Source organism: Arthrobacter sp. Y3221159, assembly GCF_059089885.1.
Window position 1 is genome coordinate 53191 of sequence record NZ_JBNHFC010000008.1, and the last position, 26809, is coordinate 79999.

The window sequence follows — 26809 nt, forward strand, 5'->3', positions numbered from 1 at the left end:
TGTGCCCATGGGCAGCTATGCGGTGTTCCTTCGCGGCATCAATGTGGGCGGGATCATCAGGATGGCGGATCTGCGCGAGGCCCTGAACGGCTGCGGCTTTGCCGACGCAAAGACCCTGCTGGCCAGCGGAAACGTGGTGCTCACCAGCAGCCGTGATGCCGGTGCCGTCAAGCGCGAATGCGAAGAGTGCCTCCGCCCCGCCTTCGGCTACGAGGCCTGGGTGGTGGTCCTGGACGCAGCCCGGGTGGCTGCGCTGGTGGAAGCCTGCCCCTGGCCGGCGGACGACAAGTCCACCCATACCTACATCACGCTGTCGTCGGACCCCAGGGTGCTGGACGACCTTGACGCCGCCGGTGCCGCCCTCGAGGGCAACCATCAACAGCGGCTCGGCCCGGAAGCCCTGGCCTGGCTGGCACCGGCCGGCGAAACGCTGGACAGCCCCTTCAGCAAGCTCTCGGCAAAGGCAAAGTTCAAGTCAGCCACCACAACGCGCAACCTGCGGACGCTCATCAAGGTCCGTGACGCCGCGGCCGCGCTGGAGGGGGCCGGCGGGCAGCGGTAGGAGCCGGTCCGCGGGCTCGTTCCTAGCTTTCCCCGGCACGCCTCAAGGCGGCGTTGAAGGCGGCGAGCCTGGTCACCTCCACCTCCACCGGCTCCACGATCAGCTTTTGGGCCACGGCTGCTACGGCTTTGTTCAGCCGCTTCCGCGCCCTTTTGGCCCGGGAGCTTGCGGCACCGGCGGCAACGATCCGGCCGGTGACGGCAAGGAAGACCCCCAGCACCACGCCGGACGTGGCCATCAGGGTGGGTATGGGCCAGCCTTCCACGCGCGGCACTTCCGGCACGGGCATCTGGAAGTAGCCCAGGCCGGCGAGCACGCCGAGCCAGCCAAGTCCGCCCAGCACCGTCAGAAGCGCCAGCCACTGCATCACATTGAAGAGGCCCCACCACCATGCTTTGCGGTTGGCGCCGATGTCAGTCCCGGCGATCGCCTGGTCCAGGGCATCCGGCAGCCTTTCACGGCCTTCCCGGGCTGCGCTCCTGATGGCGGCGCGCCACGGTCCGGGCGCGCCGGCACTGGCGGCGTCGGCGAACGCCCGCACGGCGGCGTCCGTCCGGGCACGCTCCGGGGAACCGGCGGACGGCAGTGACGTCCGGTTCAGCTCGGCCGGCGTGCTGCTGCGGAGATTGAGCCGGCGCAGGGGGTCCGGACGGAACCTGGAAAGCCACCGGGTGACGGGCCAGCCGGTCCGCCGCGCCGCTTCCAGCCGGTAGGACCGGGAAACGGCGCTTACTACAACAGGCACATTCGCCGCGATTGCCAGTTCATCGGCAAGCCTGGCTTTTGCCCCAGGGGCAACCCCGGCGGCTTCCCCGTCCCCTGAGGTTGCCCTCAGTTCCCGGCCTGCCTTGGACACATCTGCAGCCAACCGCTGCGACTGGGCCCTGCGCTGGACGGCAACGGACCGGATGGCCGCCCGCAAGGTATCGATGCCGGCACCCGTCACCGCGGACGTGGACAGCACCTTCACCTGGCCGAGGCCGTCGCCCGCCAGGATGGCGCGGAGGGATTGGAGCACCGGTTCCACGTCCGGCACTGGCAGCCGGTCAACCTGGTTAAGCACCACGAGGGTCACCGCCCCGTGGGAGGCGAGCGGCGCGAGGAAGCCGTGATGGACTGCCGCGTCGGCATACTTTTGCGGGTCCAGGACCCACACCAGGACGTCAACCAGGCCTACCATCCGCTGTACCACCTCACGGTTGGCTTCGCGGGTGGAGTCGAAATCGGGCAGATCCAGAAGGATCAGCCCTGTCTCCTCATCCGCGAAGCCGTCCACGGCGGCCGCGTGGTGCCGGTTGCGGACTTCGAGCCAGTCAAGGAGCGGCCCGCTGCCGTCCGCTCCCCAGACCCCGGCCAAAGGTTCCGATGTCGTGGGTCGGCGGGCCGCCGCCGTCGCAATTTCTGCGCCGCTGACCGCGTTGAACAAGGAGGATTTGCCGCTGCCCGTGGCACCAAAGAAGCCCACCACGGTGTGGTCTGCGGACAGTGACCGGCGGGAACTGGCCCTGTCCAGGACAGCCACGACTTCCTCCAGCGCCTGATCGGGAAGGACGCCTTCGCCGAGGCCGCGGGCGTCGTCGAGCGCCTGGAGCCGGCCGTCCAGCCGGGAAGCCTCCCTGGCCGCACTGTGGCGGCTCACGCGCTGCCTGCCAGCCGGACCAGGGCATTGGACTGTGCCGCAAGGACGCCTTCAGTGCCTTCAACGCCTTCCGGCAGCCGGTCAAGGAATTTCTGCTGCTCTTCATCGAGCAGCTGCCGGCACCGGACGGCGAGGTCCTCCCGCGCCTTTTCGGCCATCCGGCGGACTGCATCCTCGCCGAACACCGCTTCCAGCAGCCGCTGGCCCACCACGGCAGTACCGCCGGCAACACCGACTTCCAGGCCTGTAAGTCCAGCGGTCATCGAGAAAACCACGATCATCAGCGCGGCGCCGAGGCCGTTGATGCCGAAGGACAACCAGCGGGCCTGGGTCCGCTTGCCCTGGCCCTCTGTCCGGATGAGCTCCATGAGCGCCTCCTGCCACGCACGGATTTCGGCAGCGGCCCGGTCGGCGAAGACCGGAGCAGTACCGGACAGATCGTCCGTCCCCAGCAGTTGACGCCCGGCCGGATCGGACCGCCAGCGCTGGTCGGTCTCCTCGGCGGCGTTGGCTGCCTCGTCCAGGATGACGGCCTGCAGGCCTGTCTCGATGGCGGCCTCCACCCGGACGGCGGGGGGCGGTTCGCCCCGGAAGAAGGCACCGAGCCGGTCCCGGAAGCGTCCGACGTTCTGCTCCAGGGCCCGGAAGAACTCGCCCGTACCAACGAAGTCCTGCCACCGGGCGAGGACTTCACCGCGCAGGAGCGCGCCGTCCCGGGTGGCGTCCATAATTCGCTCCGCTGCGTCCCGGTAGGCCGACACGGCGTCCGACTCCAGGCTGCCGGCTGCGCGCCGCTGCTCTGCCGCCGCCAGGGCAATTGCGGAAACCTTGCCGGCCAGTGCCCGGACGGCCCCGTTGAGGGTCCTCCGGGCGACGTCCGAGCGGCCGGCGGCGTCCGCTGCGAGGTTCTGCAGCCATGTGGCTAACGGACGGACAGCTGCTGCCGGCAGCATGCCGCTTGAATCCAGTGTGGTCTCCGGAATGATGAACAGCTGCGCACCACCCAGGCCCTCCCTGTCCAGGAGCAACCGGAGGTCCCCGCTGACTTCAGCCTCCGCCCCTGGCGGAACCCTGTCCAGCACCACGGCCACCATGATGTCCCTGGCGGCCGCGTCCAGCAGCAGCTTCCAGGGAACGGCGTCGGCGTAGCGGTTGGCGGTGGTGACGAAGATCCAGAGGTCTGCCGCCGCCAGCAGCTGCCCTGCCAGCCTCCTGTTCTCATCCGCGATGGAATCGACGTCCGGGGCGTCCAGCAGTGCGATCCCGGCAGGAACGGCGGGATCCGCCAGCAGGACGAGCGACGACGACGGCGCGGTCCCAGGGCTTTGCGTTGCCTGGCCGGCGGGAACCTGCCCGACGAGGGCGCCGCGGATCCGGCTGAGGCCAGGAAGGACACGCTGACCTTCGAACCAGTCCGCCTCCGCCGGGTTGTGCAGCAGGATGGGCTGGCGGGTAGTGGGCCGGATGGCGCCTGCACGGGTTACCGGATGGCCCACGAGCGCATTCACCAGCGTCGACTTCCCGGCGCCCGTGGAGCCGCCGACGACGGCCAGCAGCGGAGCATCCAGGCTGCGGTACCGGGGAAGGATGTAGTCATCCAGCTGGCTGGCGGCACCGGCCGCCTCGCGCCGGGCCAGATCAGCACCCGGAAGCGCCAGCGGCAGGCTGACCTCCGCAAGCGCGCTCCGCACATTTTCCAGCAGCGCCACCGCCTCGGCGGTCTGCGCCGCCTGGCCTGCATCATCGTGCTCGTTCCGGGAGGTCACAGCAACATCATGCCACTCACGCGGTTCAATAGGCGGCGACCCGACGGCGGGACTCCCCTATGGATGGTCAGGTCCACCTGGCATCGCCCGGGGAATTGTCCGGCCGGCGGGGATTAAGCCGGACAAAGAAAAATGGTCCCGGGCTTCTGCCCGGGACCATTTCGATGGTGACCCCAGCGGGATTCGAACCCGCGTTACCGCCGTGAGAGGGCGGCGTACTAGGCCGCTATACGATGGGGCCGTGTACTTCCTGCCAGCGTTTCCGCTGGTCAAGCTCAGTGATTGTTTCACACACTTCGCTCGCGTTCCAAATCGGCGGACCGTTTGAAACTCTTCTGTCCCGAGGCCGTAAAACCGGCGCTCAAACCAGAGCTGGGATACCAGGACTCGAACCTAGAATGACGGTACCAGAAACCGTAGTGTTGCCAATTACACCATATCCCAATGGCACTTTCGGGCCGGTCTTCAGGGCTTTTGCCCCGCTCCGTGCGCCTCAGCACGAGAAAATACTCTACCCGAGACTTTCAGCTCGCACAAATCGGCCGGGTGTGACGTGCCTTACCAGTCCGTCCAGGGAGGCAACCATGTGGCCGTCGAACCCTGTCACCGGCTCGCCTGTCCGGTTCAGCCATACGCCCAGCAGCCCGGCGGCCGTCGAGCCTTCCGCATCCAGCAGCCGGTTGTCACCCACGTAAAGCGTTTCGGAGGCGGCAGTGCCCAGCAGCCGTACGCCCTCGAGGTAGATCGCCGGATTGGGTTTGGCGACGCCGAGCGTGTCCGTGCCCACCAGGTGTGAAACACGTTCCAGTCCCGCGCTGTCCAGCTTGGCCCGCTGGTAGTCGTGGACGTTGTTGCTGACGGCGCCGTAAGGGATGCCTGCGCCGTCCAGGACATCCAGCAGCGGCAGGACGTCCGGGAAAGGCTTGACGTAGGCAGGCTGGCGCTCCATGTAGGCGTTGAGCCACCGGTGCGATTCCTCGCCGTCAGCCAGTTCAACCCCGAAGTGCCCCAGGGCCGCGCGGCCACGGAGCAGGCGCTGTTCGTTGAACGTCACTTCCCCGGCGAGGTACTGGTCGTAGTAGTGCGTGGTCTCGTGCGTGAAGATGCGCCCGAACCGCTCCCACCCGGCCTGGTCCAGGCCGGGCAGGAGATGTTCGCTGACCTCCCGCAAGGCAGTGGTCATCGAGTATTCAAGGTCCACCAGGGTGTCGTCGATGTCGAAGAGAACACCGCGGACCGCCCCGAAGGGTGTCTTCAGGACGCCGCTGCGCGCCTTGCCGGGAGCAGTCATCAGCCGCGGAAGTTCCGGAGCCGGCGCAGGGATGATTCCTTGCCCAGGATCACCATGGATTCGAACAATGGGGGCGAGATCCTGCGGCCGGACACGGCCGTGCGGACCGGGCCGAAGGCCAGGCGCGGCTTGATGCCGAGGTCCTCCACGAGCGCCTGCTTGAGCGCGGCCTGGATATTGTCCGGCGTCCAGTCTTCCACCGGCTCGAGCGCGGCAATGGCTGCGTCCAGGACTTCCCCGAGGTTCTGCGGCAGTCCCTTGCGGGCGTCATCGGCAATGTCGATGGCCTCATCATCCTTGAACAGGAACCCGAGCATGTCCGGCGCCTCGCCCAGCAGGGCAATGCGTTCCTGGATCAGGGGCGCCGCTTCGGTGAGGATCTCCTCCTGCCGCTCCGTGAGCTGCTCCCCCAGGTATCCTGCGTTCCGCAGGTAGGGCACCAGCCGGTCCCGGAAGTCTTCAGGGGCCAGCATCCGGATGTGGGTGCCGTTGATGGCTTCGGCCTTCTTGATGTCGAAGCGTGCCGGGTTGGCAAGGACGTCGTGCACGTCGAAGTGCTCGATGAGCTGGTCCACCGTGAAAATGTCCTCGTCTGCGGACAGGCTCCAGCCCAGCAGCGAGAGGTAGTTGAGGAGGCCTTCGGGAATGAAGCCCCGGTCGCGCAGGAGGAAAAGGTTTGACTGCGGGTCCCGCTTGGACAGCTTCTTGTTGCCTTCACCCATGACGTATGGCAGGTGGCCGAACTCCGGCATATAGCTGGCCACGCCGATGTCCATCAGGGCCCGGATGAGGACTACCTGCCGGGGCGTGGACGAGAGCAGGTCCTCCCCGCGCAGCACGTGGGTGATGCCCATGAGTGCATCGTCGACCGGATTCACCAGGGTGTACAGGGGCGAACCGTCGGCGCGGACGATGACGTAGTCCGGGATGCTGCCGGCTTTGAACGTGATTTCGCCGCGCACCAGGTCGGTGAAGGTGACGTCCTCGTCGGGCATCCGCACCCGCAGCACGGGCTGGCGGCCTTCCGCCTTGAACGCTGCCACCTGCTCCTCGGTGAGCTCGCGGTCAAAGTTGTCGTAGCCGAGCTTGGGATCGCGTCCCGCGGCGCGGTGGCGTGCCTCCACTTCCTCGGGGGACGAGTAGCACTCGTAGGCGTAGCCGCCCGCGATCAGCTTGGCTACGACGTCCTTGTAGAGGTCAAGGCGCTGCGACTGCCGGTACGGTTCGTGCGGGCCGCCGACTTCCACCCCTTCTTCCCAGGTGATGCCCAGCCACTTCAGCGCTTCCAGCAGTTGCTGGTAGCTTTCCTCCGAGTCGCGTGCGGCATCGGTGTCCTCGATGCGGAAGACGAACGTTCCCTTGGTGTGCTTGGCATGGGCCCAGTTGAAGAGCGCAGTCCGGATCAGGCCGACGTGGGGGGTACCGGTGGGCGAGGGGCAAAACCGGACGCGCACGGGTGTATCGGCTGAAACGGATGGCAGGGAGGCAGCAGGGGACGCAGAAGGAGTAGTCATAGTGGCTCCAACTTTACCGTCTGCTGCCGCCGCCCGGCGCGGGCGGCGGCAGATGCCGGCGGCGGCTGTCCGCTGGTGTCAGCGGCGGACGATCGGATTGGACAGGCGTCCGATTCCCTCAATCTCCACCTCAAAGCGGTCGCCAGGATTCACCAGGCCCACACCGGCAGGTGTTCCGGTCATGATGACGTCTCCTGGCAGGAGGGTGAAGGCCTGTGAGACCACGGAGACCAGTTCCCGCACGCCCCGGATCATCTGGCTGGTGCTGCCGTCCTGGCGCACCTCGCCGTTCAGCCGCCCCTGGATCTGCAGGTCCTCGGTGTCGAGGTCAGTCTCGATCCACGGGCCCAGCGGCGCCGAGGTGTCAAAACCCTTGGCCCGGGTCCATTGCAGGTCGGTCTTCTGGACGTCGCGGGCGGTGAGGTCGTTCCCGCAGGTGTAGCCGAAGATGACGTCGTCCACGCGGTCCTCCGGGACGTCCTTGCAGATCCGGCCGACCACCACGCAGAGTTCCGCCTCGAAGGACACTTCCTCCGAGAATTCCGGCAGCACGACGGGATCGTTGGGGCCGACAACGGCGGTGTTGGGCTTGAGGAAAAGGAGCGGCTGCGCAGGCACTTCATTGCCAAGTTCGCGCGCGTGCTCCACGTAGTTGCGCCCCACGCCGATGACCTTGCTGCGGGGGATGATTGGGGCCAGCAGCCGGACGTCCTCCAGCTTGTGGCGGACGGAGGTGCGCTCAACACCGTTGAAGAAGGGGTCACCATGGATGACAGTGATTTCCTCACTGCCCGGTTCACCTTCAACAACACCGTAAAGGGGATCAGAATCGACAACAAACCTGGCAATACGCATGGGTCCTACCCTACCGTTCGGGCCTGGCCGCTTCCTTCACCGCGCAGGTAGTGCAACTGGGCGGCGACTGACATTTCGGCAGCCTTCCGGACGGAGGGGACGACGTCGGCATAAACCACGTCAGCCACTTCTCCTGCCGTAGCATCCCGGCCGAGTTGTTCCAGCGCCGCACGGATCTGGCCGAGCCGCTCCTGCCGGTGCAGGCGGTAATCCCGGGCAATCGACTCCACGGAAGGCAGTATGGGCCCGTGTGCCGGGAGAACCGTGGCCGGGCCCAACGCCTCAAGCCTGTCCAAAGTGCTGAGGTAGTCCCCCAGCGTGCCGTCCGGGAAGTCCAGCATGGTGGTACCCCTGCCCAGGATGGTGTCGCCGGTCAGCACGGAACCATGGGGGCCGTCCTCCGGAAGATGGAAACACAGAGAATCGGACGTATGGCCGGGCGTGGGCAGCACCTGAATCTCCAGCCCGCCAGCGTGGATCACCCCTCCGTGCAGGGGTTCTCCGCCGCCGTGGCAATGCACCGGATCAGCGGCACGGATGGGGGCACCCGTCAGGTCATGCAGGCGGGCAGATCCTGCCGTATGGTCCGCATGGCGGTGGGTAACGAGGATGAGTTCCACCGGGCCCGCAGCCAGCGCGCGCAGGTGGCCCTCGTCGAGCGGGCCCGGGTCCACCACGACTGCACGGGAATGGCCGGTGGCGCGCACCACGTAGGAGTTGGTCCCCTCGAGGCTCATGGGCCCGGGATTGGGGGCCAGGATGTATTGGGTCAGGGCGGAGCTGCGCTGCAGGATGGGCCGGGAAGCGGACGTCACCGTCCCATCTTTGCATCGCCGCCGGACCATCGCCGCCTTGCACCCGGAATAGAACAGCGGGGTGTCCGGGTTGACCACGACCATGCCGCAACAGAGAAGGACAGATCTCCCGCAAGGCCTTGAAGAACGCTGCCAGGAAAGCCGCCCGCCGCTGAGGGGTCCTGCGACGAACGGCGCCTGCCGGGCAGAAGCCCACGGCGCCGTCGTGGTTCTCGGGATCCTTGAAATGGCGGGACTTGGCCCGGCTCAGGCCAGGCGGGTCAGCCAGCCGTGGGTGTCCGGGGACGTCCCGGTCTGGATGCCTAGCAGCCGCTCACGGATGGCCATGGTGGTCTCCCCCGCCTTGGCGTCCTCGGATCCGATGAATTCCGTGGCGTCCTTGAGGACTCCGATGGGGGTGATGACCGCGGCAGTACCGCAGGCAAAGACCTCTGTGATGTCACCGGAGGCAACGCCGTCGCGCCACTCATCCAGGGTGATCTTGCGCTCGGCGACTTCCCGGCCCATGTCCTTGGCCACCTGGATGACGGACATCCGGGTGACGCCTTCCAGGATGGTGCCGGTGAGTGCCGGGGTGGCCAGCGAGCCGTCCTTCATGACGAAGAACACGTTCATGCCGCCCAGCTCTTCCACCGCGTTGTCATTGAACTGGTCGAGGAACAGGACCTGCTTGCAGCCATTGGCTTCGGCTTCCTGCTGTGCGATGAGCGAGGCAGCGTAGTTGCCGCCGCACTTGGCCGCGCCGGTGCCGCCGCGGCCGGCCCGCGCGTACTCCCGGGAAATCCAGATGGACACCGGCTTGAGCTCGCCGCCGAAGTAGTTGCCTGCCGGTGAGGCGATGACGCGGAAGGAGACTTCGCGCGCGGCCCGGACGCCAAGGAATGCCTCGGTTGCGATCATGAACGGCCGCAGGTACAGGGACTCCCCGTCGCCGTCAGGAACCCATTCCTTGTCCACGGCCACCAGTTCGCGGATGGCGCCGAGGAAGTATTCGGCAGGCAGTTCGGGCAGTGCCAGCCGCCGGGCCGACTTGTTGAGGCGGGCGGCGTTGGCTTCCGGACGGAAAGTCCACACTGAGCCGTCCGCGTGGCGGTAGGCCTTGAGCCCCTCGAAAATCTCCTGCCCGTAATGCAGCACGGCGGCGGACGGGTCCAGGGAAATCGGCCCGTAGGCCTCCACCCGGGGGTTGTGCCAGCCGCCTTTACCGTTCTCATCGACGCTGTAGTCAACGATGGCGGTGTGGTCGGTGAAGTGGTTGCCGAATCCCGGGTTCGCCAGGATGGCTGCACGCTCTTCAGCAGACTTCGGGTTGGCCGAAAGCTGCTGGCTGAATTCGACGCCGTGGGCAGTCTGGGTCATGGTTCCTCCACGATCGGCCGCCCGGGTTCAGCGCTGAACGGAAGGGCGGCATTTGGTGATTCGAGACAAGCTTACGCCCGATGCCGGAGGCCTCGGCGCGGGGTCAGAGCCCGGCCGCGATCGCGTCACCGATCGCACTGGTGCTGCGGGCGCCGCCGTCGCGCTTTTCGACGTCGGCAACCACTGCCGCTTCGATCCTGCGGGCCGCCGTGGTGTAGCCGAGGTGGTCCAGGAGAAGGGCGGCGGACAGGATGGCGGCGGTGGGGTCTGCTTTGCCCTGGCCGGCGATGTCCGGAGCGGAGCCGTGGACCGGTTCGAACATGGACGGGGCGGTACGGTCCATGTTGATGTTGCCGGATGCCGCCAGCCCGATGCCCCCGGTGACGGCGGCAGCAAGGTCGGTCAGGATGTCGCCGAAGAGGTTGTCCGTGACGATCACGTCAAAGCGGGACGGGTCCGTGACCATGAAAATGGTGGCTGCATCCACGTGCAGGTAGTCGTGCGTGACCTCCGGGAACTCCGCCGCGACTGTCTCCACGGTCCGCTTCCAGAGGTGGCCTGCGTAGACCAGGACATTGTGCTTGTGGACCAGGGTGACGTGCTTGCGCTCCCGTGTACTGGCGCGGCGGAAGGCGTCCCGCACCACGCGCTCCACGCCGTGGGCGGTGTTCAGGGACACTTCGGTGGCAACCTCGTGCGGGGTGCCGGCCCGGAGGCTGCCGCCGTTGCCCACATAGGGGCCCTCGGTTCCTTCACGGACAACAATGAAGTCGATGGGGCCCGGGTTGGCCAGCGGGCTGCCCACGGTTCCGTACAGCCGCGACGGCCTCAGGTTGACGTAGTGGTCCAGGCTGAAGCGGAGCTTCAGCAGCATCTCGCGCTCGATGATGCCTGAAGGGATGCGGGTATCGCCGGGGGCCGCACCCACTGCGCCGAAGAGGATGGCGTCCCTGGTCCGCAGGTCGGCGAGGACCTCGTCCGGGAGGGTCTCCCCCGTTGCCAGCCAGTGTTCAGCGCCGAGCTTGTAGTGCGTCTGCTTGAGCTCCACCCCTTCTACAGCAACAGCTTTTTCCAGGACTTTGACTGCCTCGGCAATGACCTCGGGGCCAATGCCGTCGCCGGGGATAACTGCCAGGTCAATGGAGGATGCGCTCATAGTTTCAGGGTAGCCAAGCCATCCATATGGTGGTCAAGCCGTCTCATTATGCGGGCGAAGCAACGACCACCACGTTCGTCCCCCACAGATCGTCCGGCTGGATTTTTCGTAGGTTACTTGCTTGGTGGCGGGCTGCCCCGGGCCGGCCAGGCCGGCCCGGGCAGTTGTCAGGCCCCGGCAGGTTCCTCGTATTTCGGAAATACCGGGGACGGTGCCGGGAGGGCAGTCCCGGCGGCGATCGGAGTGGCGATGGCGGAGAACTGCCGGGCTTCGCCGTCAGGCTGGCCCAGGCTTTCCAGCAGCTTCCCCGTGGCGGCGGGCATCACCGGCTGGGCCAGGACGGCCACGATCCGGAGCACCTCGAGGGTCACATAGAGCACGGTGTTCATGCGTTCGACGTCGGTCTTCCGCAGGACCCACGGCGCCTGGTCGGCGAAGTACGCGTTGGTGTCACCCAGGACTGCCCAGATGGCTTCCAGGGCCCGGCTGAATTCCTGCTTTTCGAACGCGGACCGGGCAGTCTCCAGAAGCCCCCCGGCCTGCTCGAGGATGGCGGTGTCCGCCGCAGTGAACTCCCCAGGCACGGGAACGGCGCCGCCGCAGTTCTTGGCCACCATGGACAGCGACCGCTGCGCCAGGTTGCCGAAGTTGTTGGCGAGGTCCGAGTTCATCCTGCCCACGATGGCTTCGTGGTTGTAGCTTCCGTCCGCGCCGAAGGGGACCTCGCGGAGGAAGAAGAACCGCACCTGGTCCAGGCCGTACTGTGCCACGAAGTCGGCCGGGGCCACTACGTTGCCCAGCGATTTGGACATCTTCACGCCGTTGTTGTGCAGGAAGCCGTGGATCATCACCCGCTTGGGCAGCTCCAGGCCGGCGCTCATCAGGAATGCAGGCCAGTAGATGGCGTGGAAACGGGAGATGTCCTTGCCGATGATATGGACGTCCGCAGGCCAGAACTTGCGGAACTTCTCCGATTCGACGTCGGGGTAGCCCACGCCCGTCAGGTAGTTCGTCAGCGCATCCACCCAGACGTACATGACGTGCTTGTCGTTGCCCGGGACCGGCACGCCCCAGTCGAAGGTGGTGCGGCTGATCGACAGGTCCTCCAGCCCGCGCCTGACGAAGCTGATGACCTCGTTGAACCGGTACTGCGGCGCACCGAACTCCGGGTGGGACTCGTAAAGTGCCAGCAGTTTGTCCTGGTAAGCGGACAGCCGGAAGAAGTAGCTCTCCTCCGCCGTCCAGGTCACCTCGGTGTCCGTTTCCTTCGAGTAGCGCACGCCGTCGTCCTTGACCACGGTGTCATCTTCGCCGTAGAAGGCCTCGTCCCGCACCGAGTACCAGCCCTCGTACTTGGACAGGTAGATGTCGCCCTTGGCTTCCATCTTTTTCCAGATGGCCTGCGAGGCTGCGTAGTGGTCGGCATCCGTGGTCCGGATGAAGCGGTCGTAGGTGATGCCGAGGGCGGCGTGTGCCGCCTTGTACACCTCGGCGTTCCGGTCCACCAGTTCCTTGGGCGTGATGCCTTCCTTTTCGGCGGTCTGGGCGATCTTCATGCCGTGCTCGTCCGTGCCGGTCAGGAACATCACGTCATAGCCGTCCAGCCGCTTGAACCGGGCCATGGCGTCGGTGGCGATGTACTCGTAGGCATGGCCGATGTGCGGCACGCCGTTGGGGTAGGTGATGGCCGTGGTGATGTAGAACGGCGTCTTCTCTGAAGCAGTCACGTGCGGACGGTTACCTTCGGTGCGGAGGGACAGGCTAGATCAGTTCAGTCAGGGTATCGCTGAGCCGGACCAGTTCGTGGTCGTGTGACGCAACCAGCACGGCAATGCCGTCGTTAGTGGTGTCCTTCAGGATGCTGATGATGCGGTTGGCGGAGGCGCGGTCCAGGCTGGCGGTGGGTTCGTCCACCACCAGGACCCGGGTACCCAGGATCAGTGCACGGGCGATCGCGACGCGCTGGCGCTCACCGCCGGACAGCTGCGCCGGACGGTGGCGCATGCGCCGGCCAAGGCCCACCAGGTCCAGGAGGTCCTTGGCCATGTCCCGCCGCTGGTCCACTTCACCGTCGGGAACGGCGGGCAGGAGGACATTCTCCAGGGCGCTCATGCCGTCGATCAGGGCGCCGCCCTGGTCGACGTAGCCGATGAGGGCACGACGGCGGTCGGCGATTTCGTCGTCGCCCATGCTCTCCAGGGAATCGCCTTCCCAAAAGACGCGGCCCGACGTCGGCAGCGTGAGTCCCGCGCCGACGGTCAGAATGCTTGTCTTGCCGGAGCCGCTTCGGCCGGCGACGCAGTGCATTTCACCGGCGTGCAGGGTCAGGTCGAAGCCCTCCACCACGCTGACGGGCTCGGCACCGCCCTTGCCGCCGCCGTAGCGGATGGTGATGTCGCTCAGTTCCAGCGGGGTGGCGTGGTCCGGCGCCTTGACGATGGTGTTGGCGCGGGTCTGCAGGGGAACCTCGCCGGAGCCGCTCCTGCGGCTCCGCTGGACATTGGTCGGGTTTGTCATTGGACCACTTTCGTTGCAATCGGTATCCAGCAAAGTACAGCCACGAGGCCGGCGACGCCTGCCCACAGTGCGGCATAGGGTGCCAGCAGGAGGCCGATGCCCAGGGCGCCCAGCACGCCCAGGGGCAGGGCCACGGTTCCCACCAGCGCGTTTTCGAACAGGCGGACCTGGCGGAGCATGTCCGGGTTCCAGCCCATGGCCTCAAGGATGCCCAGGTACTGCCGCTTGGCGTTCAGCTCGAACCTTCCGGTCACCAGGGTCAGCACCAGGCCGACCACCACGCCGGCCAGCGCCAGGAGGATGCTTGGCAGGGCCACGCTGGCGGCAGCCAACCCGCTCAGGGCGCTCGCTCCGGCCGCCCGGGGGATGTCGATCAGCAGGGCGATCAGGCCGCCTACGGCAGCACCGAAAACACCGACGGCCACGGCCAGGGCCAGTGTGTTGAACTTGTTGGTGCCCAGTTGGCGGTTGGCGAACGTCAGCGGCGAATCCACCGGAATAAGCCGCTCGTCGTGCTGCGGCTCCTGGTCGATGACGTCGCGGTGGCGCAGCTGCTGCGCGGCAAAGAACGCGGCACCGATGTACAGCAGCAGGACGGCAACGCACACCAGCGCAGTGGCAAGGCTCCAGCTGGCCAGGCTCAGGACAAGGCCGGCCACGGCCAGCAGCACTGCACCCACGCCGAACTCTTCCAGCACCCAGCTGCGGATCCGCCGCTGGGTCCAGCCCATGGCCCGGAGGGTTCCGGCTTCGCTGCGCCGCTTGCGGATATAGCTGACGGTTGACGCCCCGGTCAGCAGGGCCGCGCCGCACAAGGTCAGGAAGAGCAGGGTCACGTTGGTTCCGGAGAGCGATCCCGTCACGGCTTCGGCCGCGTTCTGCCGCACCCAGGACTGCTGGACAGTGCCCAGCGCTGACTCCTTGCCGGCGTCGTCCTTGGAATAGCCGGGCACGAAGATGCTGGCGTCCTCACGGGCGGAGCCGGCCACGATAGTGGCTTCCAGGCCCATGTCCCGGATTTCGGCGGCGAGCTTCTCCACCTCCGGCTGAGCTTCCTTCCAGCTCCCCGGTGCCTTGGCACGGACGCGGACAGCGTCGATCACGTCGGCGTTGTCCGTGTAGCCGCGGGCAGCGGCGAGCCCGTAGTAGTCGGTGATCGCGCCTGCCGACTGGCTGGCGAGTCCAGTGGCGCTCAGCGAGGGCCCAAGCTCCGTGGCAGGAACGTCCTTGCCCTCGGCATCCTTGACCAGGGTGAAGGGGGTGGGGTCGTAGCCGCCCAGGGGAAGCTTATTGACGTCGCCGGCGGCCTCGGCCACGGCGGCGGGGTCGAAGGTGCCGTAGACCATGGCCAGCGGGGCTGCCGTCTTCTCACCCGTTGCCAGGTTCTCGCGGTAGGACCGCTCGTCCACCGGTTCACGCTGGGTCTGGTCCACTGGCGTGCCGTTGGCGCTCTTTTCCGGCAGGCGGTTGATGGTCACCCATTCGCCGGGGACGGCGGTCTTGTCCACGGCGCCGTTGGCGGCCTCTTCGCCGTCGGTGTACTTCGGCGCGGCGGCAAAGTCCGTGCTCCAGGTGGCTGGTGTGTAGAGGCCCTGATTGAAGTTGCCGGTGGCGCCCAGCAGGGACGAGTGGTCGGTGGAGCCCGGCCAGGACAGGACGAACGGGTCCTTGGAGACGAACGGCAGGTAGTCCTTGTCCAGCGACCGGGAGACGGTTCCGACGTCCTTGACCACCTTGCCGGCGTCGTCGATCTCTTCGATCTTGACGTTGTACTTAAGGTCCAGCGAAGTGCCGGAGCGCACGATCAGCGGGATCGCCTGGGAATCGGCGGTGAGCTGGCCGTTGCGCTTTGCCTGCTGGTACTGGGTCATCAGCGGCGCCCAGTACTTGAGCTTGACGCCCAGGAAGTCGGGGCCTTCTTCCAGCTGGTCCAGGCCGATTCCGTTGGTGAACAGGCCTTCGAAATAGCGGCCGATGGCTCCGGCGTTGCGGGCGTCGGCGGGCGGGGCTTTTTCGAGCGGGGCCAGGAAGTCCCCGGCCGGGCCCAGCAGGGCGCGCTCGGCCGCGGGGTCGACTGCCACCACGGATTCCGTGACTTCGGGCGCCAGTGGCAGGGACACGGACAGGTTGAACAGGTTGTGCTCGGATCCACCGGCGGGGGCGGGGAACTTGATGCCGGTTTCGCCCTCGGGGGCCGCGATGCGGATGCTGCTGCCGCCGGCGGCCTTTTCCTCGACGAGTTTGGCCTTGCCCAGCGTGCCCTCGGCCGTGGACTTGAAAAGGGTCTGCTCGGAGACGCCGTCGGAACTTACCGCGCTGGCGGTGAGCCGGTACTTTTTGGTCTCGTCACTCAGGACGGACTCCGCGGCGGGCCACTTGTCCGGCGCCGTGGCACCGGCGGCCTGGTCCGCCGTCGCGGTGCCGGCGAGCCCGGCGTTGTAGCCGAGGTAATCCATGGCATCCAGGCGCGGCGCTTCGAGGTTCTGGGTCACGCGGGAGACCAGGCTGATGGGTGCGGCCACGGACGTGCCGGACAGCTTCTTGATGGACTCCAGCTGTTCGAAGCTGATGCCGCCGGTACCGTTGGCGATTTCCGGCTGCAGCAGGGCACCGGCGGGCGCTTTGGCGTGGACGAGGACGTCGTAGAGGCCGCGGGAATTTTCATCCACGGTCCGGTTGAGTGCGGCCTGGGACTGGCTTTGGACGAGGACCGACAAGCACATGGCTGCGATCAAGATGGCAGCGGTCAACAGCAGCACTTTGCTTCTGATGAACCTCTGGACGGCGTTCATGGAACTCCCTGAAACCTGGATTGCGTGCGCACACCGTGCCCCCCGGCGGACATGGACGACTACGGACGGATGTGCAAAAGGTGATGGCCGGCCTGCCGGCTTGGTCCTGAACCAGGACCAAGCCATTGTAAGCAGACCGGCCAATCATATGTGGCCCCGCCGGGACACGCCCGGCGGCGGCCGTTGGTACGGCGTTTCCCGGTCACTCCCGGGGTATTTAGTCTTCCAGGTCCACTTCCCGGACCATGTCCGCGCCGATGCCGGCCTTGATGGCGTCCAGCACCTGCTGCGGCACGGAGCTGTCCACGGTGAGCAGCGCAAGGACCTGGCCGCCCTGGTCGTGGCGGGCCACCTGCATGCCGGCGATGTTGATGTTGTTCATGCCCAGGATGTGGCCGATGGTGCCGATGACGCCGGGGCGGTCGGTGTAGCCCACCACCACCACGTGCTCGCTGATGGGGATTTCCACCTCGAAGCCGTTGATGCCCACGAGCTTCTGGATCTGCTTGGGTCCGGTCAAGGTTCCAGCCACGGAGATCTGGCTGCCGTCGCTCAGCGCGCCGCGCAGGGTCAGGACGTTGCGGTAGGACTCCGTTTCCGGAGTGGTGATCAGGCGGACGTTGATGCCGCGCTGTTCCGCGATGACCGGGGCGTTAACGTAGGAGACCTGCTCGGTCACGACGTCCGCGAAAATGCCCTTCAGGGCCGCCAGTTCCAGGACCTTGACGTCGAGCGAGGAGATTTCGCCGGCAACCTCGACGTCGAACTGGGTCAGGGAATCGTGGGTCAGGGCGGTGAAGATCCGGCCGAGCTTTTCGATCAGCGGGATGCCGGGGCGGACATCGGGGGCGATGACGCCGCCGGCGACGTTGACGGCATCCGGGACCAGCTCACCGGCGAGGGCGAGACGGACGGACTTTGCCACGGAGACGCCGGCCTTTTCCTGGGCTTCGTCAGTGGACGCGCCCAGGTGCGGGGTGACCACCACATTGTCCAGCTTGAAGAACGGCAGGTCCGTGCTGGGCTCCTTGGCGAACACGTCGACGCCGGCGCCGGCGATTTCGCCGTCCTGCAGTGCGGTGAAGAGTGCTTCCTCGTCCACCAGGCCGCCGCGGGCCACGTTGACCACGTAGGCCGTGTTCTTCATCTTCTTGAAGGCGGCCGCGCCCAGCATGCCCACGGTTTCAGGGGTCTTGGGCATGTGGATGGTGATGAAGTCGGACTGGGCAAGGAGCTCGTCAAGGGTGACCAGCTGGACGCCGAGCTGCGCTGCACGGGCGGAAGTGATGTAGGGGTCGTACGCAAGGATCTTGGTATCGAAGCCTTTGAGCCGGGCGGCCACGAGCGCGCCAATCCGACCCAGGCCGATGATGCCAATCTTCTTCTCGAACAGTTCGATGCCCGTGTACTTGGAACGCTTCCACTCGCCGTCCTTGAGGGCTGCGCTGGCCTGCGGGATGTGCCGGGCCAGGCTGAGGATGTGGCCCACAGTGAGTTCCGCCGCGGAGACGATGTTGGACGTGGGGGCGTTGACCACCATGACGCCGGCCTGGGTGGCGGCCTTGATGTCAACGTTGTCCAGTCCCACGCCGGCGCGGGCGATGACCTTCAGGTTCGTTGCCGCGGCAATGGCTTCCGCATCCACCTGGGTCGCGGAGCGGACCAGGATGGCGTCAACGTCGCTGATGGCCGAGAGCAGCTGGGAACGGTCGGCGCCGTCGGTCTGGCGGATTTCGAAGTCCGGGCCGAGGGCCTCGACGGTGGCGGGGGAAAGTTCTTCGGCGAGCAGTACTACGGGTTTTGACACGGCTGATCCTCTGCGTTGCAGTCCTGGGGATGGAACAAGTCTAGGCCGACGGAAAGGCCGGGCTCACATTGTTAAGTGTGAACCCGGCCTCACCGTGGCCCCTGGTGAAGGGTAAGTTTCCGACAGCCTTAGCGGGCTGCGGAGCCTTCCACGTAGTCCACGTCCTGCTGCTGCCAGGAGAACAGGGAGCGCAGCTCGCGGCCAACGGCCTCGATGGGGTGCTGCTCTGCCTTGGCGCGCAGTTCCTTGAACTCGATGCCGCCGTTGTCCTGGTCCTCGATGAAGCGCTTGGCGAAGGCACCGGACTGGATGTCGGCCAGGACGGCCTTCATGTTTTCCTTCACCTCGGGGGTGATGACGCGCGGGCCGGAGACGTAGTCGCCGTACTCGGCGGTGTCGGAGACGCTCCAGCGCTGCTTGGCGATGCCGCCTTCCCACATGAGGTCAACGATGAGCTTGAGCTCGTGGAGCACCTCGAAGTAGGCGATCTGCGGCTGGTAGCCGGCTTCGGTCAGGGTCTCGAAGCCGTACTGGATCAGCTGGGAGACGCCGCCGCACAGGACGGCCTGCTCGCCGAAGAGGTCCGTTTCGGTCTCTTCGGTGAAGGTGGTCTTGATGACGCCTGCGCGGGTGCCGCCGATGGCCTTGGCGTAGGACTTGGCCAGGTCCCAGGCGGAACCGGAGGCGTCCTGCTCGACGGCGATGATGTCCGGGATGCCGCGGCCGGCTTCGAATTCGCGGCGCACGGTGTGGCCGGGTGCCTTCGGGGCGACCAGGATGACGTCAACGCCTTCCGGAGCCTGGATGTAGCCGAAGCGGATGTTAAAGCCGTGGGCGAAGGCCAGGGCCTTGCCGGGGGCCAGCTTGTCCTTGATGGACTCGTTGTAGATCGAGCGCTGGTGCTGGTCCGGCGCCAGGATCATGATGACGTCGGCCCATTCGGCGGCGTCGGCGACGTTCTTGACCGTGAAGCCTGCGTCCTCGGCCTTGGCCTTGGACCTGGAGCCTTCCTGAAGGGCGATGGCGACGTCGACGCCGGAATCGCGCAGGTTGAGCGCGTGGGCGTGGCCCTGTGAGCCGTAACCAACGATGGCAACCTTGCGGCCCTGGATGATCGACAGGTCGGCGTCGTCGTCGTAGAACATTTCAGTCACTTGCGTAACTCCTCTTGAGTGTTTTGGTAGATAGGTGGTGTGGTGCTTGCGGTTCCGGGCGGAGTTCCGCCTGGGCAGGCCTAGGCGGAACGCAGCGCCCGGTCACTCATGGAGCGGGATCCCCGTCCAACGGCCAGGGTGCCGGACTGCACGATTTCGCGGATGCCGAAGGGCTCCAGCACTGAAAGCAGCGCTGCAAGCTTCTCCGGGGTACCGGTTGCCTCGATCACCAACGAGTCTGTGGACACGTCGACGACGGAGGCACGGAACAGGTCTGCAGCCTGGGTTACCTGCAGGCGTGTTGCGGCATCCGCACGTACCTTGACCAGGATGTGGTCGCGCTGTACGGAAGATTCGGAGGTCAGCTCAACGATCTTGATGACGTTGATCAGCTTGTTGAGCTGCTTGGTGACCTGTTCGATCAGGTCGCCGTCGGCGTCGACAACCACCGTCATGCGGGAGATGCCCGGTACTTCGGTGGGGCCGACGGCCAGGGAGTTGATGTTGAAGGCGCGGCGGGCGAAGAGGCTCGCGACGCGGGTCAGGACGCCCGGCTTGTCTTCGACAAGGACGGACAGGGTGTGGCGGCTCATGCTCAGTCCTCTTCTTCCCATTCCGGGGTCATGTTGCGGGCAACCTGGATCTGGTCGTTACTCACGCCGGCTGGCACCATCGGCCACACCATCGAGTTGGGGCTGACCACGAAGTCGACGACCACTGGCCGGTCATTGATCTCGAGGGCCTTCTGGATGGTGGCGTCGATGTCCTCGTCGCGTTCGCAGCGGAAGGACGCGCAGCCGTAGGCCTCGCCCAGCTTGACGAAGTCCGGGATGCGGACGGTGTCGTGGCCGGTGTTGAGGTCGGTGTTGGAGTAGCGGCCTTCGTAGAAGAGGGTCTGCCACTGGCGCACCATGCCCAGCGAAGAGTTGTTGATGACGGCAACCTTGATGGGAATGTTGTTGATGGCGCAGGTGGCCAATTCCTGGTTGGTCATCTGGAAGCAACCGTCGCCGTCGATGGCCCAGACCACCCGGTCCGGCTCCCCCACCTTGGCGCCCATGGCAGCCGGTACGGCGTAGCCCATGGTTCCGGCACCACCCGAGTTCAGCCAGGCGTGCGGGCGCTCGTACTTGATGAACTGCGCCGCCCACATCTGGTGCTGGCCCACGCCTGCCACGTACACGCCCTCGGGGCCGGTGAGGGCGCCGATGCGTTCGATGACCTTCTGCGGAGCGGTGAGGCCGTCTTCCGGTTCGGTCCAGCCCAGCGGGTAGGTTTCCTTGAGGTTGTTCAGGAAAGCCCACCAGGTGGTGAGGTCCGGAGTTCCGGTGGTGCCGAAATGCGCACGCACGGCGTCCGTCAGTTCAGGAATGATTTCCTTGACCGAACCAACGATGGGGACATCGGCGGTGCGGTTCTTGGAGATTTCCGCGGGGTCGATGTCGGCATGGATGACCTTGGCCATCGGCGCGAACGTCTTGAGGACGCCGGTGACGCGGTCGTCAAAGCGGGCGCCCAGGGTGATCAGGAGGTCGGCCTGCTGCAGCGCCGTGACCGCGGAAACACTGCCGTGCATGCCGGGCATGCCAACATGCTGGGGGTGCGAGTCGGGGAACACGCCCTTGGCCATCAGCGTGGTCACCACCGGGGCTCCCGTGGCCTCGGCGAGGGCCAGCAGTTCGGCGCTGGCGTGTGCCTTGACCACACCGCCACCCACGTACAGGACGGGCTTGGTGGAAGCCGCGATGAGTTTTGCCGCTTCGCGCACCTGCTTGTTGTGGCCCCGGGTGACGGGGCGGTACCCGGGCAGGTCGATCTTGGGCGGCCAGGAGAAGGTCATCTGGCCCACCTGGGCGTCCTTGGCAACGTCCACCAGCACGGGGCCGGGACGGCCGGTGGAGGCGAGGTGGAACGCCTCCGCCATGACGTGCGGGATGTCATTGGGGTCGGTGACCAGGAAGGAGTGCTTGGTGATGGGCATGGTGATGCCCACGATGTCCGCTTCCTGGAAAGCATCGGTGCCGATCACACCACTGGACACCTGGCCGGTGATGGCCACCAGCGGCACGGAGTCCATGTGGGCATCCATGATGGCGGTAACGAGGTTGGTGGCACCCGGGCCCGAGGTGGCGATGCAGACGCCAACCCGCCCGGTAACCATGGCGTAGCCTTGCGCGGCGTGGCCGGCTCCCTGTTCGTGACGGACCAGCACGTGATTCATGGTGGAGGCCATCAAGGGGTCGTAGGTGGGCAGGATCGCGCCACCAGGCAAACCGAAAATATCGTCGACGCCGAGTTCTTCGAGCGAGCGGACAATAGCTTGCGAGCCGGTCATCACCGTTGGGGGTACAACGTTGTTCGGCCCAAGGACAGGAGAGGCGGCAGCAAGGTCGGCGGCGACGGCGGCATTGTCAGCCGTCCGGTCGGCGCGTTCCGGAGCCTTGGTGGCTCCAGTGGACTTGGTAGCCAACAGCGAGGGGCTGATCGGCGATCCTTTGCTCATCGGACTCTTCCTTGTGGATCATCTGTGGTTCATGGAAACTGCAGGAAATAAAAAAACCCCTCAGCCTGGCGGCTCTTCGAGGGGTTTGCGCGTGACGGTTCGTTACCAGAGGAGGCTATAGTGCCACGCGCTTGGTAAGGACGACGACGGTGCCGGCGGTAACGAAAGTCATGCGTTCAGTTTTCCCTCTGGTGGGATGGGTGTCAACGAGGCGCCACCCTATCTCACCATGTGGACAGCATTGTCCACGAAACGATCCGATCAGTGAAAGGACCGAAACTTTCAGCGGCCCACCCAAGCCGGGAACGGCTTAATAAGGGTGGCGCCGAGGGGCCCCGTGCGTACGGCGCTCAGCGCCGCATGCACGGGGAAGGCGTCACCCGCAGTATGCACCCGTTGATGCGCTGTGCACCAGCTTTGCGTACTTGGCCAGGACACCCTTGGTGTAACGGGCCGGCAGTGGCTCCCAGCCCGCCTTGCGGGCTTCGAGCTCGGCTTCGTCAACCAGCAGGTCGAAGCTGCGGGCGGCGATGTCCACGCGGATCCGGTCACCGTCCTTGACGAAGGCGATGGGGCCGCCGTCGACCGCTTCGGGGGCAACGTGGCCGATGCACAGGCCGGTGGTGCCGCCGGAGAACCGGCCGTCGGTCAGGAGCAGGACGTCCTTGCCCAGGCCCGCACCCTTGATGGCACCGGTGATGGCGAGCATCTCGCGCATTCCCGGGCCGCCCTTGGGGCCTTCGTAGCGGATGACCACCACGTCGCCCTTCTGGATCTGGCCGTTGTCCAGCGCATCCAGGGCACCCTGCTCACGCTCGAACACACGGGCGGTGCCTTCGAAGACATCGGCGTCGAAGCCGGCGCTTTTGACGACGGCTCCTTCCGGGGCCAGCGAGCCGTGCAGGATGGTGATGCCGCCGGTCTTGTGGATGGGGTTGTCCAGCGCCCGCAGGATCTTGCCGTCAACATCCGGCGGGTTGATGGCTTCGAGGTTCTCCGCGACGGTCTTGCCGGTCACGGTGAGGCAGTCCCCGTGCAGCAGGCCGGCGTCCAGCAGTGCCTTCATGATGACCGGCACGCCGCCGATCTTGTCGACGTCCGTCATCACGTAGCGGCCGAAGGGCTTGAGGTCGCCAAGGTGCGGGATCTTGTCGCCGATGCGGTTGAAGTCGTCCAGGGTCAGCTCGACCTCCGCCTCGCGGGCGATCGCCAGCAGGTGCAGGACGGCGTTGGTGGAGCCGCCGAACGCCATGGTCACGGCGATGGCGTTCTCGAACGCCTTCTTGGTCATGATGTCGCGGGCCGTGATGCCCTGGCGCAGCAGGTTGACCACGGCTTCGCCGGACTTGCGGGCGAATTCGTCGCGACGGCGGTCTGCCGAGGGCGGGGCTGCGGAGCCGGGCAGGGACATGCCCAGGGCTTCGCCGATGCAGGCCATGGTGTTGGCGGTGTACATGCCGCCGCAGGCACCTTCGCCGGGGCAGATGGCCTTTTCGATCCGGGTCAGGTCCTCCATGCTCATCTTGCCGGCGGCGCAGGCGCCGACAGCCTCGAAGGCATCGATGAGGGTGACTTCCTTTTCGGAGCCGTCCTCGAGCTTGACCCAGCCGGGCATGATGGAGCCGGCGTAGAGGAACACGCTGGACAGGTCCAGGCGGGCAGCTGCCATGAGCATGCCGGGAAGCGACTTGTCGCAGCCTGCGAGCAGCACGGATCCGTCGATGCGCTCGGCCTGCATGACGGTTTCCACGGAATCTGCGATGACTTCGCGGGACACCAGGGAGAAGTGCATGCCCTCATGGCCCATCGAGATGCCGTCCGAGACGGAGATGGTGCCGAACTGCATGGGGAAGCCGCCGCCGGCGTGAACGCCTTCCTTGGCGCCCTGGGCAAGGCGGTTAAGGGAGAGGTTGCAAGGAGTGATTTCGTTCCACGAGCTCGCGACACCAACCTGGGGCTTCGCGAAGTCGTCGTCCCCCATGCCGACCGCCCGGAACATGCCACGTGCCGGTGCAGCGTGGATTCCGTCGGTTACGACCCGGCTCCGGGGTTTGATGTCGGGCTTGTTATCGGATGCGATGGTGGTGTCACTCATAGGGGAAAGTCTATGGCTCTGATGGAGGCCGAAAGGACCCTACGGGGCGGTCAAAGCCCAAAAGAGCAATTATTTCTGCCAGATACTGGACTTGCATCTCGCATTCTGAGACGGGGAGTCCAGCCCGTGCTCATGCGGTGTGGTCCGCCTCACGCCCGCCTGTGCCGCGCCCCGCTTCCCACCTGCGAAAACCTAGACAGCGTTAGGCGCCCGACGTAGCGTCGGGGGCAGGACACCTTGCCTCCTGACTGAAGGGTTAGCCATGGATACATTTTTCTGGGTCATTCTGATTGTGGTGGCCGTCGGCGTTGTGTGGTGGTTGCTGAACCGCAGCAACACGACGAAGTCGCGGCAGGAGCCGACAGTGACGAATGCTCCGCGCAGCGACGGCGCACTGTCCTCAGGCGGGGCCGCTCCTTCCGCGGAGGCGGCAGGCACCACAGGGATCGCCACTGCCGCCGGGTTCGGCCGTCCTGCCGAGCCCGCAGCACCCACCACCGCCGATGAACCGGCTGCGGAACCGGCAGGTGAAGCGCCGCGGCAGGAACGGTCAGCAGCAGGTTCCAGCGCGGCAACGCCGGCCGCCACAGCGGATGCGGCCCATGACACCGCGAGTAAGACGTCCGGCGCTGAGCGGCGTCACCAGGACCAGGCCGAATGGGAAACCCAGTGGTCTGAAGCGGGCGGGTCCTCCTCCGCCACTGCCAGCTCCGCTCGGGCATCGCACGCCTCCCCCGAAACAGCAACCCCGCCAGTACCTGAAGGCGCCGCGGAACAGTCCGCCACGGATGCAGCCCGCCCCGTCCACCACCCCGAGTACACGGAACCGCATGCGCCCACCCTCCCGGGCGCCGAAACCGCTGCGGTGGAAGAAGCGGACGACGCCGGCACGCCGGCAACGGCCCGGACAGGCGCCACCGGAACCACCTCCCCTGCCACCCAGGGGATGGCGGCGGGGCCAGGTGCAACCGCCAGGGCCACCGGCCCGGCCGTTCCGCCTGGTGCCGCCGAAGCCGAGACGCTGGACAGGACACAGTCCTCGGCCCTGGTTGAAACCGGGGCGGACCACGACGTGCAGGACCGCCGTCCCGGGGAAGAAACCGGGACGGGATACCAGCCGGAAGCCGCAGGGCACCTCGCCGCAGCCGAACCCTATGGTGCAGGCTCGGCCGCAGCGGGCCCGGACGGCAGCGGACCTGCCGGGTTCGAGGTCAAGGGCGACGCCGGCGCGATGGTCTACTACGAGGAAGGGCACCCGGACTTCGGGGAAACCAGGGCTGACGTCTGGTTCGAGTCGGCGGCACATGCGGAGGCTGCGGGCTTCCGGGCACCCCGGCGGAAGCGCCTTTAGCAGCCGCCGATGCAGCCTGTGCTCCAACTCACAGCAGGGCGTCAGCCGGGCAAGGCGGATCAGGACGTCTTTCCGGACAGGCATTGGGGCAGGCAAACCCCCGGAAAACCTTGATTTTCCGGGGGTTTGCCTGCCCCAGGTGTGACCCGCCCCTCGAAGCGGGGCCCGATTTCACATGCATCAAAAGTTCGTGTAGAGTTTCATGTCGTTGCGGAGGTCAACGGGAAAGAAAAAGCCCGGATGACTGAAACAAACAAGATGCACCTCTAGCTCAATTGGCAGAGCAATTGACTCTTAATCAATGGGTTCCGGGTTCAAGTCCCGGGGGGTGCACCACTGGGAAAACAGCCTCTGGCTTGCGGAAACGCGGGCCGGGGGCTGTTTTGTTTTTCCGCTACGATGCGCAGTACCAACGCCGCATCCATCGTCACCGGAACGGTCGACGCCAACAAAAAAGGCGTGGCTGCAGTTTCGTAGTGAAACTGCAGCCACGCCCCGCTGGTCCGGAACAGACGGCGCCAGGACCTGCCTAGGGTGAATTCTCCACAAGCGCCGCGGCGTTGCTGGGCACTGTGCCGAACTGGCTGGCGAGTTCCCGGACCACGGCCTTGAGTTCCTGCCGGAGTACTTCAGGGTCGATGGACGCCGAGGCAAGGACGGAACGCTCCATCTCAACGGCGGCCGCAACAGCCTCCTTACCCCGTTCGGTGAGTGACACCACGTGGCTCCTGCGGTCCGACGTGCTGCGCACCCGGATGATGTGCCCGTGCGACTCAAGCCGGCTGAGGGTTTTGCCCATGGTCTGTGCCTGCACACGCACAAATTGGGCAAGCTGTGCCTGGGTCATGGGTCCCTGGGCAGCCAAAACCTCAATGGCTATGACTCCGGCGTGCGTGAGACCGATGGCACCAAGTTTTTCGTTCCATGAGTGTTCTACGAGGCGCGCAGCAGTGGACAAGAGGCGTCCCGTGGGCCAGTGCTCCATATCAGGCATAGCAGCAAGTATAGCCAAGTGCCGATTAGCACCGGCCCCTCCCCCTTACTAGGCTGTTGTGTCCCGCCTGCAACTAGGAGAAAAACAATGGCTGACAGACTCGTGACCGGTGACAAAGCCCCCGCATTTACCCTGAAAGACTCGGGCGGCAAGGACGTCAGCCTGTCCCCGGGCAGCTGCCGGCACACCATCGTCTACTTCTACCCGGCCGCGTCCACCCCGGGCTGCACCAAGGAGGCCTGCGACTTCCGGGACAGCCTGTCGTCCCTGCAGGCCGCCGGGTACGACGTACTGGGGATCTCGCCGGACCCGGTGGAAAAGCTGGCCAAGTTCGCCGCCAAGGAGGAACTGACTTTTCCCCTGCTCGCTGATGAGGACCACGCGGTGGCAGAGGCCTACGGTGCCTGGGGTGAAAAGAAGAACTACGGAAAGACCTACGAGGGCCTGATCCGGTCCACCATCGTGGTGGACCCCGACGGCAAGGTTCTGCTGGCCCAGTACAACGTCCGCGCAACCGGCCACGTGGCCAAGCTGCGCCGCGACCTGAAGCTGGACGCCTGACCGTACCGCTGCCTGGCCCGGCCGCGGCGCGGGCGAGGCTACAATAAAGACTGGCATCCGCCGTCGTACATGGTTTCC

At 66.1% G+C, this 26809-nt stretch carries 20 protein-coding genes and 3 tRNA genes; 4 read left to right on the forward strand and 19 right to left on the reverse strand.

Going from position 1 to position 26809, the window contains the following annotated elements; translation table 11 throughout:
* Positions 1-7 precede the first annotated feature (7 nt).
* On the forward strand, positions 8-562 hold the full coding sequence (locus AC5RT3_RS09945) for a DUF1697 domain-containing protein (RefSeq protein WP_494124056.1): 555 nt from the start codon (positions 8-10) through the stop codon (positions 560-562).
* 22 nt (positions 563-584) lie between these two features.
* Here the strand turns inward: AC5RT3_RS09945 and AC5RT3_RS09950 are convergent, their stop codons facing one another.
* The 18 genes from AC5RT3_RS09950 to ilvD form a co-directional block, all read right to left on the reverse strand.
* Positions 585-2201, reverse strand: a complete 1617-nt coding sequence (locus tag AC5RT3_RS09950; RefSeq protein WP_494124057.1) for a GTPase — start codon at positions 2199-2201, stop codon at positions 585-587.
* Entirely contained in the window at positions 2198-3967 is a 1770-nt protein-coding gene (locus tag AC5RT3_RS09955) for a dynamin family protein (RefSeq protein ID WP_494124058.1), read from the reverse strand. The genes AC5RT3_RS09950 and AC5RT3_RS09955 overlap by 4 nt, the downstream gene beginning before the upstream one ends.
* A gap of 165 nt (positions 3968-4132) precedes the next feature.
* Positions 4133-4208, reverse strand: a tRNA-Glu gene (locus AC5RT3_RS09960).
* Positions 4209-4339: 131 nt separating this feature from the next.
* Positions 4340-4411 (reverse strand) — tRNA-Gln (locus tag AC5RT3_RS09965).
* 67 nt (positions 4412-4478) lie between these two features.
* Positions 4479-5258, reverse strand: coding sequence for an HAD family hydrolase (locus AC5RT3_RS09970; RefSeq protein WP_494124059.1), 780 nt, complete (start codon positions 5256-5258; stop codon positions 4479-4481).
* Positions 5258-6772 carry a glutamate--tRNA ligase gene (gltX, locus tag AC5RT3_RS09975; protein ID WP_494124060.1) on the reverse strand — a complete coding sequence of 505 codons (1515 nt, stop codon included), beginning with the start codon at positions 6770-6772 and terminating at the stop codon, positions 5258-5260. The genes AC5RT3_RS09970 and gltX overlap by 1 nt, the downstream gene beginning before the upstream one ends.
* 78 nt (positions 6773-6850) lie before the next feature.
* Complete coding sequence (locus tag AC5RT3_RS09980; RefSeq protein ID WP_494008578.1) at positions 6851-7627, reverse strand: fumarylacetoacetate hydrolase family protein; 777 nt, start codon at positions 7625-7627, stop codon at positions 6851-6853.
* A gap of 5 nt (positions 7628-7632) precedes the next feature.
* A complete protein-coding gene (locus AC5RT3_RS09985) occupies positions 7633-8442 on the reverse strand; it encodes an MBL fold metallo-hydrolase (protein WP_494124061.1) in 810 nt (269 codons plus the stop codon).
* 246 nt (positions 8443-8688) lie between these two features.
* Positions 8689-9801: a branched-chain amino acid aminotransferase gene (locus AC5RT3_RS09990; RefSeq protein WP_494050705.1), complete on the reverse strand. Its 1113-nt coding sequence runs from the start codon at positions 9799-9801 to the stop codon at positions 8689-8691.
* Between the two features lie 103 nt (positions 9802-9904).
* Complete coding sequence (locus AC5RT3_RS09995; RefSeq protein ID WP_494124062.1) at positions 9905-10957, reverse strand: 3-isopropylmalate dehydrogenase; 1053 nt, start codon at positions 10955-10957, stop codon at positions 9905-9907.
* A 167-nt stretch (positions 10958-11124) separates the two neighbouring features.
* Positions 11125-12684, reverse strand: coding sequence for a methionine--tRNA ligase (metG, locus tag AC5RT3_RS10000; protein WP_494050706.1), 1560 nt, complete (start codon positions 12682-12684; stop codon positions 11125-11127).
* Positions 12685-12718: 34 nt separating this feature from the next.
* Positions 12719-13474, reverse strand: a complete 756-nt coding sequence (locus AC5RT3_RS10005) for an ABC transporter ATP-binding protein (protein ID WP_494008583.1) — start codon at positions 13472-13474, stop codon at positions 12719-12721.
* Positions 13471-16266 (reverse strand): ABC transporter permease, encoded by a 2796-nt coding sequence (locus AC5RT3_RS10010; protein ID WP_494124063.1) that lies wholly within the window; start codon positions 16264-16266, stop codon positions 13471-13473. The genes AC5RT3_RS10005 and AC5RT3_RS10010 overlap by 4 nt, the downstream gene beginning before the upstream one ends.
* A gap of 217 nt (positions 16267-16483) precedes the next feature.
* Positions 16484-18073 carry a phosphoglycerate dehydrogenase gene (serA, locus tag AC5RT3_RS10015; RefSeq protein WP_494050708.1) on the reverse strand — a complete coding sequence of 530 codons (1590 nt, stop codon included), beginning with the start codon at positions 18071-18073 and terminating at the stop codon, positions 16484-16486.
* 128 nt (positions 18074-18201) lie between these two features.
* Positions 18202-19227, reverse strand: coding sequence for a ketol-acid reductoisomerase (ilvC, locus tag AC5RT3_RS10020; protein WP_494050709.1), 1026 nt, complete (start codon positions 19225-19227; stop codon positions 18202-18204).
* Between the two features lie 80 nt (positions 19228-19307).
* Positions 19308-19820 carry an acetolactate synthase small subunit gene (gene ilvN, locus AC5RT3_RS10025; RefSeq protein ID WP_494008587.1) on the reverse strand — a complete coding sequence of 171 codons (513 nt, stop codon included), beginning with the start codon at positions 19818-19820 and terminating at the stop codon, positions 19308-19310.
* A gap of 2 nt (positions 19821-19822) precedes the next feature.
* On the reverse strand, positions 19823-21730 hold the full coding sequence (locus AC5RT3_RS10030) for an acetolactate synthase large subunit (RefSeq protein ID WP_494124064.1): 1908 nt from the start codon (positions 21728-21730) through the stop codon (positions 19823-19825).
* 376 nt (positions 21731-22106) lie between these two features.
* On the reverse strand, positions 22107-23825 hold the full coding sequence (gene ilvD / locus AC5RT3_RS10035) for a dihydroxy-acid dehydratase (RefSeq protein ID WP_494050711.1): 1719 nt from the start codon (positions 23823-23825) through the stop codon (positions 22107-22109).
* A gap of 262 nt (positions 23826-24087) precedes the next feature.
* On the opposite strand from ilvD, the gene AC5RT3_RS10040 reads away from it, so the two are divergent.
* Both AC5RT3_RS10040 and AC5RT3_RS10045 read left to right on the forward strand, forming a co-directional pair.
* Entirely contained in the window at positions 24088-25176 is a 1089-nt protein-coding gene (locus tag AC5RT3_RS10040) for a sunset domain-containing protein (protein ID WP_494124065.1), read from the forward strand.
* A gap of 260 nt (positions 25177-25436) precedes the next feature.
* Positions 25437-25512 (forward strand) — tRNA-Lys (locus AC5RT3_RS10045).
* A gap of 193 nt (positions 25513-25705) precedes the next feature.
* Here AC5RT3_RS10045 and AC5RT3_RS10050 read toward each other — a convergent pair.
* The gene (locus tag AC5RT3_RS10050) at positions 25706-26161 is read right to left on the reverse strand and encodes a MarR family winged helix-turn-helix transcriptional regulator (protein WP_494008985.1); all 456 of its coding nucleotides are present in this window, start codon (positions 26159-26161) and stop codon (positions 25706-25708) included.
* Between the two features lie 96 nt (positions 26162-26257).
* Between AC5RT3_RS10050 and bcp the strand changes: the two genes are divergently transcribed.
* The gene (gene bcp, locus AC5RT3_RS10055) at positions 26258-26731 is read left to right on the forward strand and encodes a thioredoxin-dependent thiol peroxidase (protein ID WP_494124066.1); all 474 of its coding nucleotides are present in this window, start codon (positions 26258-26260) and stop codon (positions 26729-26731) included.
* Positions 26732-26809: the final 78 nt, after the last annotated feature.